The 14375-nt window shown below is 50.5% G+C and carries 15 protein-coding genes and 3 pseudogenes; 10 read left to right on the top strand and 8 right to left on the bottom strand.

Annotation, left to right across the window (positions count from 1 at the left end; translation table 11 throughout):
• Positions 1-8 precede the first annotated feature (8 nt).
• The 6 genes from AAIE03_RS12520 to AAIE03_RS12495 all read left to right on the top strand — a co-directional run bounded on the left by AAIE03_RS12520 (position 9) and on the right by AAIE03_RS12495 (position 3532).
• Entirely contained in the window at positions 9-980 is a 972-nt protein-coding gene (locus AAIE03_RS12520) for an HNH/endonuclease VII fold putative polymorphic toxin (protein ID WP_024472489.1), read from the top strand.
• Positions 970-1584, top strand: a complete 615-nt coding sequence (locus AAIE03_RS12515; protein ID WP_024472490.1) for a hypothetical protein — start codon at positions 970-972, stop codon at positions 1582-1584. The genes AAIE03_RS12520 and AAIE03_RS12515 overlap by 11 nt, the downstream gene beginning before the upstream one ends.
• A gap of 353 nt (positions 1585-1937) precedes the next feature.
• The gene (locus AAIE03_RS12510) at positions 1938-2429 is read left to right on the top strand and encodes a hypothetical protein (RefSeq protein WP_014593123.1); all 492 of its coding nucleotides are present in this window, start codon (positions 1938-1940) and stop codon (positions 2427-2429) included.
• On the top strand, positions 2416-2673 hold the full coding sequence (locus AAIE03_RS12505) for a hypothetical protein (RefSeq protein WP_024472492.1): 258 nt from the start codon (positions 2416-2418) through the stop codon (positions 2671-2673). The genes AAIE03_RS12510 and AAIE03_RS12505 overlap by 14 nt, the downstream gene beginning before the upstream one ends.
• Positions 2674-2807: 134 nt before the next feature.
• Entirely contained in the window at positions 2808-3002 is a 195-nt protein-coding gene (locus AAIE03_RS12500; RefSeq protein WP_049800799.1) for a hypothetical protein, read from the top strand.
• Positions 3003-3130: 128 nt separating this feature from the next.
• Complete coding sequence (locus AAIE03_RS12495; RefSeq protein WP_049800800.1) at positions 3131-3532, top strand: hypothetical protein; 402 nt, start codon at positions 3131-3133, stop codon at positions 3530-3532.
• Positions 3533-3827: 295 nt separating this feature from the next.
• Here AAIE03_RS12495 and AAIE03_RS12490 read toward each other — a convergent pair whose 3' ends face one another.
• Positions 3828-3980, bottom strand: coding sequence for a hypothetical protein (locus AAIE03_RS12490; protein WP_498563021.1), 153 nt, complete (start codon positions 3978-3980; stop codon positions 3828-3830).
• Here AAIE03_RS12490 and AAIE03_RS12485 point away from each other — a divergent pair.
• Positions 3915-5573, top strand: a pseudogene (locus AAIE03_RS12485) (VENN motif pre-toxin domain-containing protein); the annotation flags it as partial. The gene AAIE03_RS12490 and the pseudogene AAIE03_RS12485 overlap by 66 nt on opposite strands.
• A complete protein-coding gene (locus AAIE03_RS12480) occupies positions 5570-5821 on the top strand; it encodes a hypothetical protein (protein WP_024471181.1) in 252 nt (83 codons plus the stop codon). The pseudogene AAIE03_RS12485 and the gene AAIE03_RS12480, both read left to right, overlap by 4 nt.
• A gap of 141 nt (positions 5822-5962) precedes the next feature.
• Here AAIE03_RS12480 and AAIE03_RS12475 read toward each other — a convergent pair.
• A pseudogene (locus AAIE03_RS12475) lies at positions 5963-6672 on the bottom strand (transposase); the annotation flags it as partial.
• 77 nt (positions 6673-6749) lie between these two features.
• On the opposite strand from AAIE03_RS12475, the pseudogene AAIE03_RS12470 reads away from it, so the two are divergent.
• Positions 6750-6878 (top strand): annotated as a pseudogene (locus AAIE03_RS12470) (polymorphic toxin type 17 domain-containing protein); the annotation flags it as partial.
• 720 nt (positions 6879-7598) lie between these two features.
• On the opposite strand, the gene AAIE03_RS12465 reads toward AAIE03_RS12470, so the two are convergent.
• Both AAIE03_RS12465 and AAIE03_RS12460 read right to left on the bottom strand, forming a co-directional pair.
• The gene (locus tag AAIE03_RS12465) at positions 7599-8036 is read right to left on the bottom strand and encodes a hypothetical protein (protein ID WP_024471179.1); all 438 of its coding nucleotides are present in this window, start codon (positions 8034-8036) and stop codon (positions 7599-7601) included.
• Between the two features lie 165 nt (positions 8037-8201).
• Positions 8202-8450: a hypothetical protein gene (locus AAIE03_RS12460; protein ID WP_231963289.1), complete on the bottom strand. Its 249-nt coding sequence runs from the start codon at positions 8448-8450 to the stop codon at positions 8202-8204.
• 80 nt (positions 8451-8530) lie between these two features.
• Here AAIE03_RS12460 and AAIE03_RS12455 point away from each other — a divergent pair, with 80 nt between their 5' ends.
• Entirely contained in the window at positions 8531-8737 is a 207-nt protein-coding gene (locus tag AAIE03_RS12455) for a hypothetical protein (protein WP_133344387.1), read from the top strand.
• A gap of 44 nt (positions 8738-8781) precedes the next feature.
• Here the strand turns inward: AAIE03_RS12455 and AAIE03_RS12450 are convergent, their stop codons facing one another.
• The 4 genes from AAIE03_RS12450 to AAIE03_RS12435 form a co-directional block, all read right to left on the bottom strand.
• The gene (locus tag AAIE03_RS12450) at positions 8782-9030 is read right to left on the bottom strand and encodes a DUF7660 family protein (protein WP_028723926.1); all 249 of its coding nucleotides are present in this window, start codon (positions 9028-9030) and stop codon (positions 8782-8784) included.
• 1 nt (position 9031) lies between these two features.
• Positions 9032-13219: an RHS repeat-associated core domain-containing protein gene (locus AAIE03_RS12445; RefSeq protein ID WP_105083042.1), complete on the bottom strand. Its 4188-nt coding sequence runs from the start codon at positions 13217-13219 to the stop codon at positions 9032-9034.
• A 17-nt stretch (positions 13220-13236) separates the two neighbouring features.
• The gene (locus AAIE03_RS12440; protein ID WP_013024967.1) at positions 13237-13674 is read right to left on the bottom strand and encodes a DcrB-related protein; all 438 of its coding nucleotides are present in this window, start codon (positions 13672-13674) and stop codon (positions 13237-13239) included.
• Between the two features lie 154 nt (positions 13675-13828).
• Positions 13829-13978 (bottom strand): hypothetical protein, encoded by a 150-nt coding sequence (locus AAIE03_RS12435; RefSeq protein ID WP_498563020.1) that lies wholly within the window; start codon positions 13976-13978, stop codon positions 13829-13831.
• Positions 13979-14375 lie beyond the last annotated feature (397 nt).

Below are 14375 nucleotides of genomic sequence, written 5' to 3'. Positions count from 1 at the left end.
CGGGCGTCGTGTGTTGTAGATTTCTACCGACTCTGAGCGGCGGCAGTGCATCCGCAGGGGCCACCGGCGCGGTAACGGGGGAACTGGCGGCGCCGGCCATCGCGCTGGCGCTTTACGGCACGGCAGACAGTGATAAACTGAGCCCGGAGCAGAAGGCGAACCTGAGCGCGCTGGCGGGTAAGAATGCGGCGGAGAATAACAATCTGGCAGCCGTTGTGCGTCTTGGTGCTACAGCATGCGCGGAGATCGCTTCATGCCGTGACATGGTTGTAGAGAAAGGGTTAGGCGCATTGCTGGGCCTCGGTGTGGCGAAAACGGCGATGGACAACCTTTCCGAGGCCGATCGTACATTGATACTGGCAGCGGCCATGACGGGTAAAGCCGATGAAATAGAGCGGCTGACTCCGGCACAGCAGGCGGTATATAAGGAAATGGTCGAGAGTCAGAAAGGCACTCTGCTTCCATTACCGGTGCTTGACCGGCCTTTAGTTGACAATACGCTGACTAATCCCATCCCAGGGCAGAATAAAGGCACGACGCTAACCACTCCGGATCAACGTGATCAGAACGGCAGCAGTCATACCGGGAATACCAGTGATGTGCCGAATGCGGGCAGTAATACGACAGTCATCCCAATCCCGGATGGGCCGAATAGGGATGATTTGGCTTATCAATCCGAAGGTTCACGGCCTGAGAACATGTCACCTGAGGGAGCAGGTAGAGCTGGTGCATTCAACGAGGCAAAACGGCAATCAGGAATTCCAGTGGGTAAAAATCCGGATAGAGTGCTTCCTAATGTAGATAAAAGAGGGAATTCTCAGCCAGGAAAAATCTATGAGTTTGATGTACCCAAACCTGGAGGTGGTACACAAACTATACAAATAAGGGATGATGCTAAAGGCCATTTCTTTGGCGAGAAAGATATCCAAAATAGAGGCCCTCATTTTAACGATCAGGAAGGGAATCATTATGATTACTGATATTACCATACGTTATGCTAGCAATATTAGTTTTAAAAATGAAATTGCCAATTTTGATTCACTGGGGGTTGCAGGAGAAAATATATCAGCAGTTAGCTGGGAAATAAAAAATATGAAGCGTAGCGATGGAACTTTAACCATTATAAAAGAAATGGTTAAAAAGCTATCAACCTCTGCTGATATAGAGACTATTTATATTTACATTCAATTGTCTGGAAAGCAACCTGACACTCGTTTGATAAGATATAAAAAAACGTGGGGCCTTTTGAAGTCAAGGGGCTACAATTTTGATTTTATGTCAAATAAAAATGATTTTATTTTTAATTATGGTGATGGATTAGCGTTGTCAGGGACTGCATCTTTTGATGTTTCATTGTTAGATAATTTATCAAAGTTAATTAAGGACGAGAAAAAAATTTTTTTTGCAATTGCTCCGTCTGGAAAGAAAGAATTGGAAGTAGCCAATATTAAATCTGAGCTTGAGTGGATGAATAATTTCTGGTCATTAAATGGGGTAGTATTTTTAACATTAGGTCTACTTGATGAAATGGACTGCGAAGTAGTTGCTTTAGGCAAAAAAACAGTTATTCAAGGTTTAAAATAAATTTTCTCTGTGGCGAATAATGCGCTCGGAGCCACATCTTCAGACAAACTCGATAAAGTCATTGAGCAAATCATGAACAGCGATAAATCACTGGAATCGGCTAATGAGCTGATCAAACTAGAAAATGCTGACATACGCAGTGATGCTCTGGTATCCAAATTTACTAGATACCCTTCAGAAATGACCGGCACAGCGTGGGCTGAACTAGCCGGAAATCTGCGAGTTTAAGCCTCTGAAATGGAAAAAGCCTTTGGGCGAGCGGTAGCACAATAGTTGGTTACCGGGCTGCTCTCTGGTAAGGATTACATAAAACGTAACCCTGACTCTGAAGTCATGTCTAAAGCTCAAGCATCATGAACACCTGGGGCTACCATAAATCGAATGCCAGTATTGGTGATGCGCCACTGATGTTTGGAGTTAAAGTGCTGTTAACCACAATAAAAGGTATGGCCGCTAATGTAGCGATTGGGGTGGGTGTTAATACTGGCGTTCAGCTCGCAGGAAAAGATCCGTTCAGTTATGTCGATGCAATAATGGCTGGGGTGACAGCAGCCGCAACGACAGGGAAAGGCATTATAGCTTCAACTCCAATCAACATAGGGGGAGCAGCAATAGGAAGCGGGATTAAAGGGGAGAATCCGGTTAACTCTATGGCAGGCGCTGGAGCAGGTACTGTCGTTGGTGGCGTAGGAGGCGAAATAATAAAAGGGGTCGGTTCAAAGCTTGGAAAAGATGCAGTATCTGATTTAACAGGAGCGGTTCTTGGAGGCTACATCGGTGAGAAAACAGGGAATGCTGTAAAAGATGAACTCGATAAGAAGGATAAAACCGATGCTAAAAAATAATCTCTTTAGTTTAGTCAAACTGATATTGAGTTGCCTGATTTTATTTTTCATTGGTGATGTTGTAGCTGAACTACTTGCATCAGCGATTATTTATTTTAAAAAAGATTTTTTCCAGTTCAGTTGGAGCAATGTTTTTGACTCTTTCTTCAGAACCGGGTATGTCGGCGGCCTTATTTTGGGTGTCGGGATCTGGATAAAGGTCTTGTTAAAGGAGCGAAAAGATCAACAGAGTCCCTCTGAATAAATCACCAATCCCGGCCTCTCTGGCCAGGATTTTACTTGATCCTTTCAGCTCTTCGTTCTGCGGATAACCGGTGCGGGACATTTCTCCTGTAGCGCACCGGGGAAGTCTTTCAGCCAGTGGCTGACCTTCTTAAGATGAATACACGTCTGGCTCAGGCCTTCCAGGCAGCCCTACGGCTCGCGGGTGTCCTGAGCGGTGATAATGATACAGTTGAGAATAATAGCCTCTCGCTGCCAGGCGGGCTGAACAGTTACGGCCAGGCTTCGACATCGCTGGGCACCTCAATGACTGAAGCCGGTGCGCAGCGGAAGAAATTAACGCAGCGCTGAGTAAAAATGCGAAAGGTGATTTACCGGAAGGCGCAAAAATCACCAAAACCATTGTTGAGGGTTATAAAGAGGGCGTACTGATTGCCGTTGCAGGTTATTTAGGGCCGGCGGCAAGCATCGGGAAAGTTGTGGCAGGTGCAACCGTCGCTGAAAGAGCAAATGGGACTTACAAGTGGTTCGATATAAACAGTGAGAAGAATCAGAGCCTGCCTGAAAATCAGCAGAAAACCTGGGATTACTGGGGGAGCGCTTCTGCGGCTGTGACCGGTGTATTAGCCCTTGGCCGTGGTGTCTGGCAGAACGTGGGAATAGCGGCAGGCAGTGCGGTGTTTACGGATGGGCCGGACAAAGGCGCTGTCAGTGGGGCGATTATTGGTGCTGGAGTCGGTGGAGCTATTGGTCTTTGGGGGCCAAGTTTACTGGATCCAGTTTTAGGGGGCGCATCAGGTCTTGCGAGCGACGTATTCGGTGCGGCTGGTAGCGAATATATAGGCAATAAAGTGAAGGACAAGATAAATGAGAAAAAATAAGCAAACCTTAACTTTGATGTGTTTAAGTATTTTATATATAACGCTTTGCTGCTTAATTTTCCTATTAATCTCTGATGCAGTAATAGACTTATTATTTTCTGGGGAATTAGAAATGAACCGGACAACTTTTAAGAGAATTATTGTGATGAGCTTAATCGCAGGTGTTGCGGTAGGAACTGGAGGTTACATATTCGCTAAAATAGACGAGTACAAGACCTGTAAATCACCCCCGTCCGATCCAGACTGATCGACACAAGACTCCCGGTCACAGCGCCGGGATCTTTTTATCTGCTGTTCAGAGATTAATATCCAGCTCAATCACCATTCTGCCACGTTTAACGGTGATAATCGCCAGCTTGCCGGTATCAAACCCGAATCTCTCATCATTATCCGCAACCGGGATGCCCAGCAGCAGGATTTGTCCGGCCAGAGTCGCGACACGGAGCATGCCAACGACGGCAGCATCAGCCCTATTTTCGACAAAGAGAAAGAGCAGCGCCGCCTGCAGCAGGCGCAGCTGGTCAACGACGTTGCCACCCATGCGCTTGACGTTTACAACACGCATGAAGCCGCCCGGGCCACGCGCGCCGCCACGGCCAGCCTGGCGGATACGGATACGCGTACTGCGCTGGAAGCGCAGGCGAAGGCAGTGCTGGATAAGGCGCATGAAAAGGATCCGAATGTCGACAACAGCAGGCAGGCGGTGGTCAGCAAGGCCTGGCAGCTGGCCTACGACCAGGCGATTGTCCGTCAGGGCGCGGACATGGGCGGAAGCGTGCGCACGGGCGTCAACGCGGTAGTTAATGCCCTGCAGGCGCTGGCGGGCGGCGACATCAGGGCTGCCCTGGCGCAGGGCGCTGCGCCTTATCTGGCCGCGAAGGTCAAGGAACTGACCACCGATAATGCGCCCTACGGTGAACTGACAGACACACAGAAACTGAATAACCTGATGGCGCACGCGCTGCTGGGCGGCGTGGTCGCTGAGCTGAGCGGGGGCAGTGCAGCCGCAGGCGCCACCGGCGCGGTAACGGGGGAACTGGCGACGCCGGCCATCGCACTGGCGCTTTACGGCACGGCAGACAGTGATAAACTGAGCCCGGACCAGAAGGCGAACCTGAGCGCGCTGGCGACGCTGGCGTCGGGAATCGCTGCGGGTGTGAGCAGCGGGAGCACGGCGGGTGCGGCGACGGGCGCGCTGGCAGGTAAGAATGCGGTGGAGAATAACTTCCTGAGCAGTACCTCCTCGGAAAAACGTGATGCTTTGGCAGAGAAAGTCTTAAAAGGCGATAAATCCCTGCAAACCGCGAAAGATTTTTTACAACTTGAGAATGCCGATAAACGTAGCGATGCACTGGTTGCTAAGTTCAATAAAGAACCAGCTGAGTTGAGCACAGCAGAGCGAACCGAGTTGGTAAGTTATTTGAAGATATATGCATCTGACATGCAGGCTAAATATGGTGAGGCAGTGACTAAAGAGCTGATCGCAGGAATGCTGACTGGGCAGGATTATATGAAGTCAGCGCCACAGACAGAGGCGCAGCAGAAAGCACAAACCATCATGAATACCTGGGGTTATCATAAATCCAACGCCAGCATTGGAGACCCGGTATTGTTATTTGGCAGCAGTGTCCTGGGCACCACAATAAAAGAAGGTATGGCGCTTAATGCGGCAATCGGTGTGGGCGTGAATACGGGCGTAAAACTTAGTGGGAATGATCCTTTCAGCTATGTTGATGCAATTCTCGCCGGTGTGACAGCTGCCGCGACAACAGGTAAAAGCTGGCAGGCATCAGCAGCGATCAATATGGGAGGCGCTGCGATTGGCAGTGCGATTAAAGGGGAAGATCCGACTAACTCTGTGATAAGTACTGGCTTTGGTAGTGCGGCTGGTAGTTTAGGGGGAAAAGTTGTTGATTCATTGTCACCGGTAACTGATCAAGTGACAAAGGATGTTATTGGTGCAGTTACAGGTTCTACTGCTTCTGAACTTACAGGAAAAGCTGTAAAAGATGAGTTAGACAAGCGGGAGAAGAAACAATGAATCTCTTTAGCAAGGTTGGTATCCTTTGGCTTCTTTTCTTGATTGTGTACTGTATTGCTTTAATCTCTGTTGTTCTTTTCATATGCCAACTAGGAGTGTCAACAATTTTCTACTTCAATGATGGGGCATTCCTTTTTTCATGGGAAGAGGCATTATATATCGCATTAAAAAAAGGGAGCATAGCAGGAGTAGTATTAGGTGCCGGAGTATGGTTGAAAAATAAATTGCATGAGCGTCATAGGAAATAATAGTCGTTGAGAATAACAATCTGGCAGCCGTTGTGCGTCTTGGCACCAAAGCATGCGTGGAGATCGCTTCATGCCGTAACATGGTTGTGGAGAAAGGGTTAGGCGCATTGCTGGGCCTCGGTGTGGCGAAAACGGCGATGGACAATCTCTCTGAGGCCGATCGTATATTGATACAGTCAGCGCCCGGGAACGCTGTCCCTTAAACAGATTATCCGACACGAAATCCATACTCCAGAACTGATCAATATGGGTCAGAACCGAACGTTGCTGGCGATGTGCTGCACTGAGATGTCTGCGGGAGCGCTTTCTGCGCAGGTTGAGGCCTTCCAGACAGTAAATCCGGTGTGTTTTCTTGTGGTTAACAAGCCAGCCTTCCCCCTGCAGCTGGATATGAATACGAGGACACCCATACCGTATCCGGGTTTCCACGATCTCCAGAATACGCAGGGTTATCGCCCGATCGTCACGCCGGCTCTGCCAGTGGCAGACAGTTCTGCTCTGCATCAGCAGCCCACATCCACGGCGCACGCTGATACGACAGGCTTCCTGCAGGAAATGCACCGCCTGGCGCTTCTGAGCCGGCCTCAGAACTTTTGCTTCAGTACCTCCTGCAGCATCTCCTTATCCAGACTCAGGTCGGCGACCAGCTTCTTCAGCTGCTGGTTTTCATCTTCCGGTTGCCGTAGACGGCGCAGTTCCGTCACGCCCAGACCCGCAAGTTTCTTCTTCCGGTTGTAAAAGGTGTCCTCACAAATGCCCATCTTTCTGCAGACTTCTCTGACGCGGGTGCCTGTTTCGGGCTGTTTCAGCGCAAACGCAATCTGTTCCTCGCTATAGCGGGTCTTTTTCATGGCGATGTGCCCCTCTCTGAGATGGAAGAAAGACCGGGGACTTCAGTTCAGCCAGGCACTGTTTTCAGGGGGAGGTCAGTATCGCAGGGCAGGCTTTTGAATGGTATGTCCAGCTGTCAAGCAAAGGTAGATCGCAACTTGGCTGGGCAACAAGAGATGGTTCGCACTTGAACGTGTCTCTTGACAGAAAGTTCACACATAAATAATCAAGGTGCATATTTATGAAGAATAAAATTTTTTTATCAAGAAGTAGAAATAATTTGCGGCTGCAAAGATAAAATAAAAAATATGCAGGTGAAAAAGGAGGAGTCATGGGGATAAGTGAATAGGACGGCATACTGTAAGGGTACTCGATAAAACTCTATGACGAAGAATAGCTTTTATCTTTTGATAAAAGCGAAACCCTTCCAATAGGAAAACAGCTCACTCAGGACGATTTTTACTGAGCAGCTAAAGATCACGGTCCTTCAGCGATCGGGATCTTTTTATCAGCCCGCCTAACGCTATTTGATCTCCGGCATCTGCCAGTCCTGGTTCAGCGCCCCCGGAAGGTCTTTCATCCAGGCGCTGACCTTTTACAATTAAAGCTTGTGACGCTAAGGTCCTCAATACAGCCACACAGCTCGCGCATGCTCTGCGGGGTTACTCGACAGGAGCTATACCTCATACAAATAGATCTGGCGTAATTCATTTATTATTTCCTGAAAATATACTATTTTTCATATTTAAGGCATCTGATGGGGTCACTCACTAATCTGTAGTTAATTGGATTTTTTCAATAATCGGGCTAAACTAACGATTGGCTTAGATCTTATGAGAATATTCTATTTTTAGAGTCTTAATTATTAATAGAAAGAATTATTAATAACAGAGATGGATTTACATGCGCTGCTTAGTTTAATAAACATGCGCATCTGATCGAACAGTTACCCAATAAACTTTAGGTTTACAGGATTATGGAGATCTATTTGTATTTTTAGACCAGCGGTCGACTCGACCAGTATTGTATTTTCTTCATGCTCGAATACGCTGACAAAAGGATTTGAGTTTTCAGAGTACAAAATCCATATTGGATTTTTATCATTATCAAGATAAGCAATGAAACCCTCGGAGCCGTAGCTTCCTTCTCCTACACAACAATAACATTCATTGAGTAACTTGACTTCTTTTATTATATCAATGGATGTGACTTCTTCATTATTGTTACGATAAAAATCTATAAAATCAAAATCCGCGCCCACTTCAATTTTTGGTGTGGGAAAGGATGTAATTTTACAGGATGTAGCTCTTCCATCGAAAAAAAACACAGCTTCCTTTATTGGCAATAACTCTTCTTTCCATAATTTTGATATGATGCTTTGCATTATTTTATCCACATTTCTTGGGCCGTGTGTTTAATCCTTTGTCGGGAACAACACCACCTGCTTTAATATTACGGCGATCTTTAAATCGCTGCTGAAATTTCTGCCACCATGTTTTCCCTGTTGATGATTCAGGGTGAGGGGCTAAAGGATTGACTTTATTGACCTTTACTTATCCAATCCTGCTTCATAAGCTGCATCCAAGCGTCTGTTGTCATAAGTGACTAGTTGCCCGTCAACATCTACTACATTCAATGGAGACCTGTTCCAGTCCCACTGACCATTTTTCATAATTTCAGCATAATCATTCGCCGAAATTGTCCTCTGAGAAAAATTGATATCCTTGGGATTAACCCATTCCCCACTCAACCCCAGCGGATCCACCCAGCTCAGCGGGTTTGGTGCATACTGATACAGGTTCCAGCCGCCTTTCAGCCCTATCGGGTCATCGGGACGATCCCGGTGCGGCCATACTTTTCAGGTCACTTAACATACTGATGTACATTGACTTTATAACGCCAGCTCTGCCGATTACTGCCCGGTTTTTCCATATACCCCGACGCGCACTTTTGGCCCGCACGCTACTGCCTAACCGTGACTATCTCTGTCTGCACCAAGAAGTGGCCCGCTATGTGCAGCAGAAGCGGGATGCCAGGCAGACCCGGCAACAGATCGAGGCGTTGCTGACTCGGGTCAGCGGCTGACGGTAAAAAGCCGGAAGGATCGTTAAGATCGCCTCCGGCTATTATTATTCGTAGACTTTTGCAGCCATTAAAATATCTGCAAAAACTTTCCAGTTCGTATCCTTTGGCAACGGCTGGTTAGTGTTTTCATAATACCCATCCATATCCTCAATCCATGAAGCTATAGCTTCAAGATAAGAGCTGAGATCTTTATTTTCCCATTCATCAGGGTTGTCTTTAAGATCTTTCGCCAGAGCTTCTATAAGTTTAACAAGCCCATCTTTACTGCTAACCGGTAATAAATCATCTAACATTTTAGCCACCTATAACTCTCTTAATACCATCACCCATTTTAAGAATGATACTTTTTCCATCTGTTTTCGTAGTCATTTTCCACATTTGGCCAGCAATTTCTTTCTCCGTAGCCCACTGCACCGGTATTTCTTTCAGCCCTGACAGTTTGAATGCAGCCAGTCTCCTGTGGTCCAGAGTCCATAATTTTCCGCTTGAGTCTTGCCAAATTTTAATTGCGGGTAAATCAGTGGGCTTAAGAGTACCGTTTTTAAGAGCAGCTGCGTTATTGAGAACGGTATGCTCGCCCGTTTGATTTTTAATTGAACTTTGCATGAAATGGATATCGTCAGGATTCTTTGTAAAGCTCCCACACTTATTCAACCCCAACGGGTCGATCCAACTCAGCGGGTTCGGCGCATACTGATACAGGTTCCAGCCGCCTTCCAGCCCTATCGGGTCCTGAACCGTAAACCGTCCCACCTGCGGATCGTAATAGCGAAACAGATTGTAGTGTAGACCGGTTTCGCTGTCCGCATACTGGCCCGCATAGCGCAGCGGCTGATGGGGCAGGGCAGACTGTTTTGCCAGCCGGGTAAAGCCCTCCGTCTGTCGGCGTACCTCGCCAAAGCTGCCGTACTGACCGCTCCAGCGGATATCGCCCCGTTCATCGGTTACCTCCAGCGGCGCACCGTTAATATCTGTATTGAACCACAGCACATCGCCCCGGCCGCCTGCTGCCATATGGTCGATGCGCGCCAGTGGGCTCCAGGCCTCGTTGGGATCGTACACATAGGTTTGGCACTGGCCGTTATCCTGCTGCTCCTGTAAAAGACGATAGCCCTGCCACAGAAAACGGACTTCTTTACGATCGTGCTGGGTGCTGACCACTTTGCGGGTGCGCCTGCCCAGCGCATCATAATGATAATGCGCGGTAAACCCGCCGTCCGGGCCATTGCCTTTGGCGCTGATGAGCCGGTTTTCGGCGTCATAGGTAAAATGCTGCTCATGCAGGCCGCTGCGTCGACTGACCAGGTTGCCCCAGTCATCGTACTTCATAAAAAGGTTCTGCCAGTGATGCAGACGGTTGTCGGTAACTGGCAACGCGTGCAGCAGATCGTCGTTGGCCGCCAGGTTGTCCGCATTATCATAAGCAAAATGCGAGGTGCTGTGGCCCTGTCTGGCTTCGTAGTGCTTCAGCAGGCGGCCTTCATCATCGTAACCATAGATAATGTCGCCGCGCAGCGTATCACTGACAGACTCCAGTTCACTGCGCGCCGAATAGCGGAAAGCGCGTTCAAGAATGGCTCTTTCCGGTAGCACCACCTCGCTATGCAATTCACTGCGCTGCATCGTGCGCCTGCCAAGGCTGTCGTACTGACGCGCCTGCTCACGCGCGCCCTGACTGCGGCGAATTTCCCGGTGCAGGCGGTCGCGGGTAAATTCACTGACCAGTTGCTGATTAAAGCGAATCGCGCTGACATGGCCAGAGCCATAGTGCAACCAGGCAAGTTGCTGTTCACCCGGCAGGGTCAGATGGGTGAGGTTGCCCAGCGCATCCCATTCGTAATCCAGTTTCCCGTTTATACCGGCTTCTGTTAACAGCTGACCTGCGACGTCATAGGTAAAGGCGATTTCATCTTCTTCGATACCAAGCGCCATTCCGTCGCTGGTCGGCGTGCGAACCAGGCTGGCAAGTTGACCGCTACGATGACGCCGGTAGTGGTATTCAGCATGCTGCGTTGTGCGCTGGGTAATCAAGCCGCTGTCGTCGTAGCTAAAGCGCTGCCAGCGTCGAGCTATGCCACCGTCATTAGCGGGCTGGCCATTTTCCTGTAAACCAATGAGAAAGCCACGAGCATTCCATTCCATATTGCGTGAGGTTTTATCGGGCCGGATCTCACTCAATGGACGGCCGAGCGGATCGCAGGTAAAGCGATAGTCACCGCCGTTGCCGTTTTCCAGCCGCAGCAGATTACCACGGGCATCGTAATGCCAGCGACGCGTGCGACCAATGCGGTCCGTCAGGCTCACCGGTAATCCGAGTGCGTTATAGGTCCAGCGGACTTCGGTCTCCAGCGGATCGCGCCACGCACTGAGCTGCCCCTGGGTGTTCCAGTGCAGGGTTTCCCGACTGCCGTCTGGATGGATAATGGCGCAGAGTTGTCCCTTGTCATTCCACTCGCGCTGGGTGACATGACCTTCAGCATCCACGCTGCGAACAAGCTGGCCAAATCGGTCGTAGCTAAACGTCGTTACGCTGCCAGAGCAGTCGGTGCGCTGCGTCAGCAGCCCTTGTCGGTTCCATTCCAGCTTCACCACGCCGCCCGTTGCATCGGTGATGCTGTCTGGCAGCAGTTCTGTGTCATCAGGGTAGTGATAGGTGGTGACGTTATTGAGCGCATCGGTTTCAGTCAGCAGGCGAACATTAAGATCGTAAGCCGCCTGAGTCGCGCTCAGATCGGGATAGTCCGTACGGATCACACGGTCAGTCATGCGGAACCAGTGATAAGTGGTTCGACGTCCGACCGGATCGATCTCCTGCGTCATGCGACCATAGCGGTCCCAGCTGCTGCAGCGCATGGCGCCGCCGGGCATAATCACATCGCACAACTCGCCTGCGCGGTAAACCAGCATGGTCTGGCGGCCGTCGAAGTCGGTGAAGCGGGCGACATGATCGTCATCGTCAATGAGCCAGTGAGCTTCAACGCCGTCATCACGTCGCGCGCGTCGGATACCGTTGTCAAAATCGTACTCAAAATCCAGCTGCTCGCCGCCGCTGTGACGGAAGGCCACCACTCGCGGGAGGCCATCGATTTCCTGCCAGCGATACTCACTTAGCAGGCCATTCATATCTTCATGGGCGACCATCAGGCCATCGCGCCACTGGAAGCGTCGGCGCACGCTATCGCCCCGGCCCGTTACCGTAACGAGTTGGCCGATATCATCATAAGCGTAACTGACCAGACAAATATCGTCATCCAGCCAGACACCTGCAAGCCTGTCATTCGCATAGCGGCAGGTTACGCGCTGACCGGCACTGTCTGTCAGCGCAGCCAATGTGTGATCGGGGTTCCAGTCGAACTGAATCTCATTGCCACAGGGCTCGGTCAGGCAGAGGGGAAGAGAAGGGGCATCATCGCGCAGGGGCATAAAATGCCAGCGCTCACCGCTGATGTCATACAATGACCAACTGTCGTCCCGATGATGTTCCAGCCAGCGTTTCTCCGCTTCGCAGTAGGTACGCTGGCCTTTGGGCACCAGAGGAAAAGAGACGTAGTCGCCGGAGGGCGCACGCCAGACTAGCCCATCCTGGTAGCGTTCCAGCCGTGTTTCCCAGAACAGGTTCCAGCCACGGCCTAATACGCTGTCGCCGGGATTACCGCTGCGCCAGTAGCGCTGCCAGCGTAGCGGCAGCCGGGAGGGCAGCACAAAATCCAGTTCATCATCGCCGCTAAGAAACTTCTGGCCGCTTACGATATCAACGGGACGGGCAAGAATACCTGCGGCCGCCACACCGGTCATTAAGGCACCAGCACGGCAGGCCACCCGGGCGATTTTATTGATACCGGGAATCTTGCTCAGTAATTTACCCAGCGCGCCGACCTTGCCAGCCGCACCGCCCACGCCACCGGCCAGCCCGGCAAACAGCAGGGTAAGATCGGAGGCTTTATAAACCCATTCGGGCACTTCAGGTTGGATAGGCAGCGTTTGTTCAGGCTCGCCGCCGATATAGACGTTGTCAGAGCCCGTCATCACTTTGGCATCGCAGGTGGTGCGATCGTCGATGCGTGATGCAGGCAGGCCGTTGATATACACCCGGGAGGAGCCTTCCGCCATCTGCTGCGGACCATCGTCCTTGCAGGCCACTATGCTGTTGGTGGCCATGGCGGCGGGTTTACTGTTAATAAAGACGTTGGGCGAACCGGTGGTAATCTTGCCCTTTGGGGTCATGCTGGCCGCCCCAGCATCCGCTATTCCGTCTCGCGCGGCGGTGGCCAGTTCGCCAGTAAGGTAACCCACGCCGATACTGAGTCCAACCAGCAATACGCCCACGCCAAGGCAGGAGGCGCCTATCCCGGCAATCATCAATGCACCCGCAGCAATACCGCCCGCCGCAGCGATCAGTCCACCGACGATAGTGCCTGCAATCATGCCCGCCAGGGCATGAGAGTGACCGATATCATCGCCGAGGCGTGCAGCTTCAAACATGATAATTGCCCTTGTCGTTAAGCGTTAAAACGAAAACTTTTAAGCAGTGCCTGAAACTGTTCGCTGTCCGCGTCACCAATGGCGGACGTAGAGGTCATGGTAAAGACCAGTACTTTGTGACCATCGGGCGTGAAGACCGACTGCTGTTGCCAGATACGTTTGCCGTCACGCAGAAAACTGGCGTGTACGCATTCACCCTGTAGCAGCGCGTCACCCAATACCGCAGCGCTACGTTCGGTTTGTTTCCATCCCTTTATGTGTTTTTGCATTAGCGTGAGCTGACGGTCGATGTACGCAGGCAGCGTTTCACCCTCGTTAAGCGTATCGCGTGAAATATTAAAAGCGGGAGCAGTGGCATCAGAGGCGGTGAAAGCGTTAACCGTGCGGTCCTGATAATCATCAGGCAGTGTGATTTGGCCTTCAGTAAACAGACAAGCGATGTTTGAGCCTGACATCGTGCAGATTCCCTATCCTTAAGATGTGCTCAAGTTTGTCATGAAAAGCGGCGAATCTCCAGCAAAGGCATGCGCAGAGAGAGGGCGTAAATGTAATGTCAGAATAATCCTGATCGCGATGCAAACAATGGCCTCCTGGTGAGGCCATCATGTGTTACCTGTGTGGACCGCCGCCAGGCCCACCGCCGCCGCCAGGGCCCATATGTCCCGGGCCATCGCCTCCAGGGCCCCAGAATGGCCAGACACAACCCGAAAGGGCAGAAACACTTGCTAACGCGATAACGAACAGAATCAATTTTTTCATACAGGCTCCTGATTAACAGGAATGACTATATCAAGCCCTGCTTGTACAAGTGTGTGGCGGATGAAAAAGACCCGGCAGGATAGCGTAAAAGTTCCGTTAATCGGGGCGTTCAGCAGCGAAAACCGGTCGCAGCCCCATGTTCTGGCCTTGTCGCGCGCGTTTAATCCTGAGAACACCTTTCCGAATATTCCCGTTATCCCTGATAAACGAACCACGACAGTTATTCACGCAGGCAACATCGTTATGTCTGATAGCTGAAAATGAACATATGCAGATTACAGCGGCGCTGTTTTTGAGCGGATACGCCGGCTCCTTGCATCAGAACTGTGCAATACAACGCGGTTTTAGTCTCAGATCGGGTGCAGGCTGGCGTGGCGCTTACCCTTATCTCTGGCCT

This window comes from Pantoea sp. Ae19-2 (assembly GCF_059801205.1).
The sequence above is the reverse complement of the archived record's forward strand: the minus strand, read 5'-3'. Positions and strand labels throughout refer to the sequence as shown.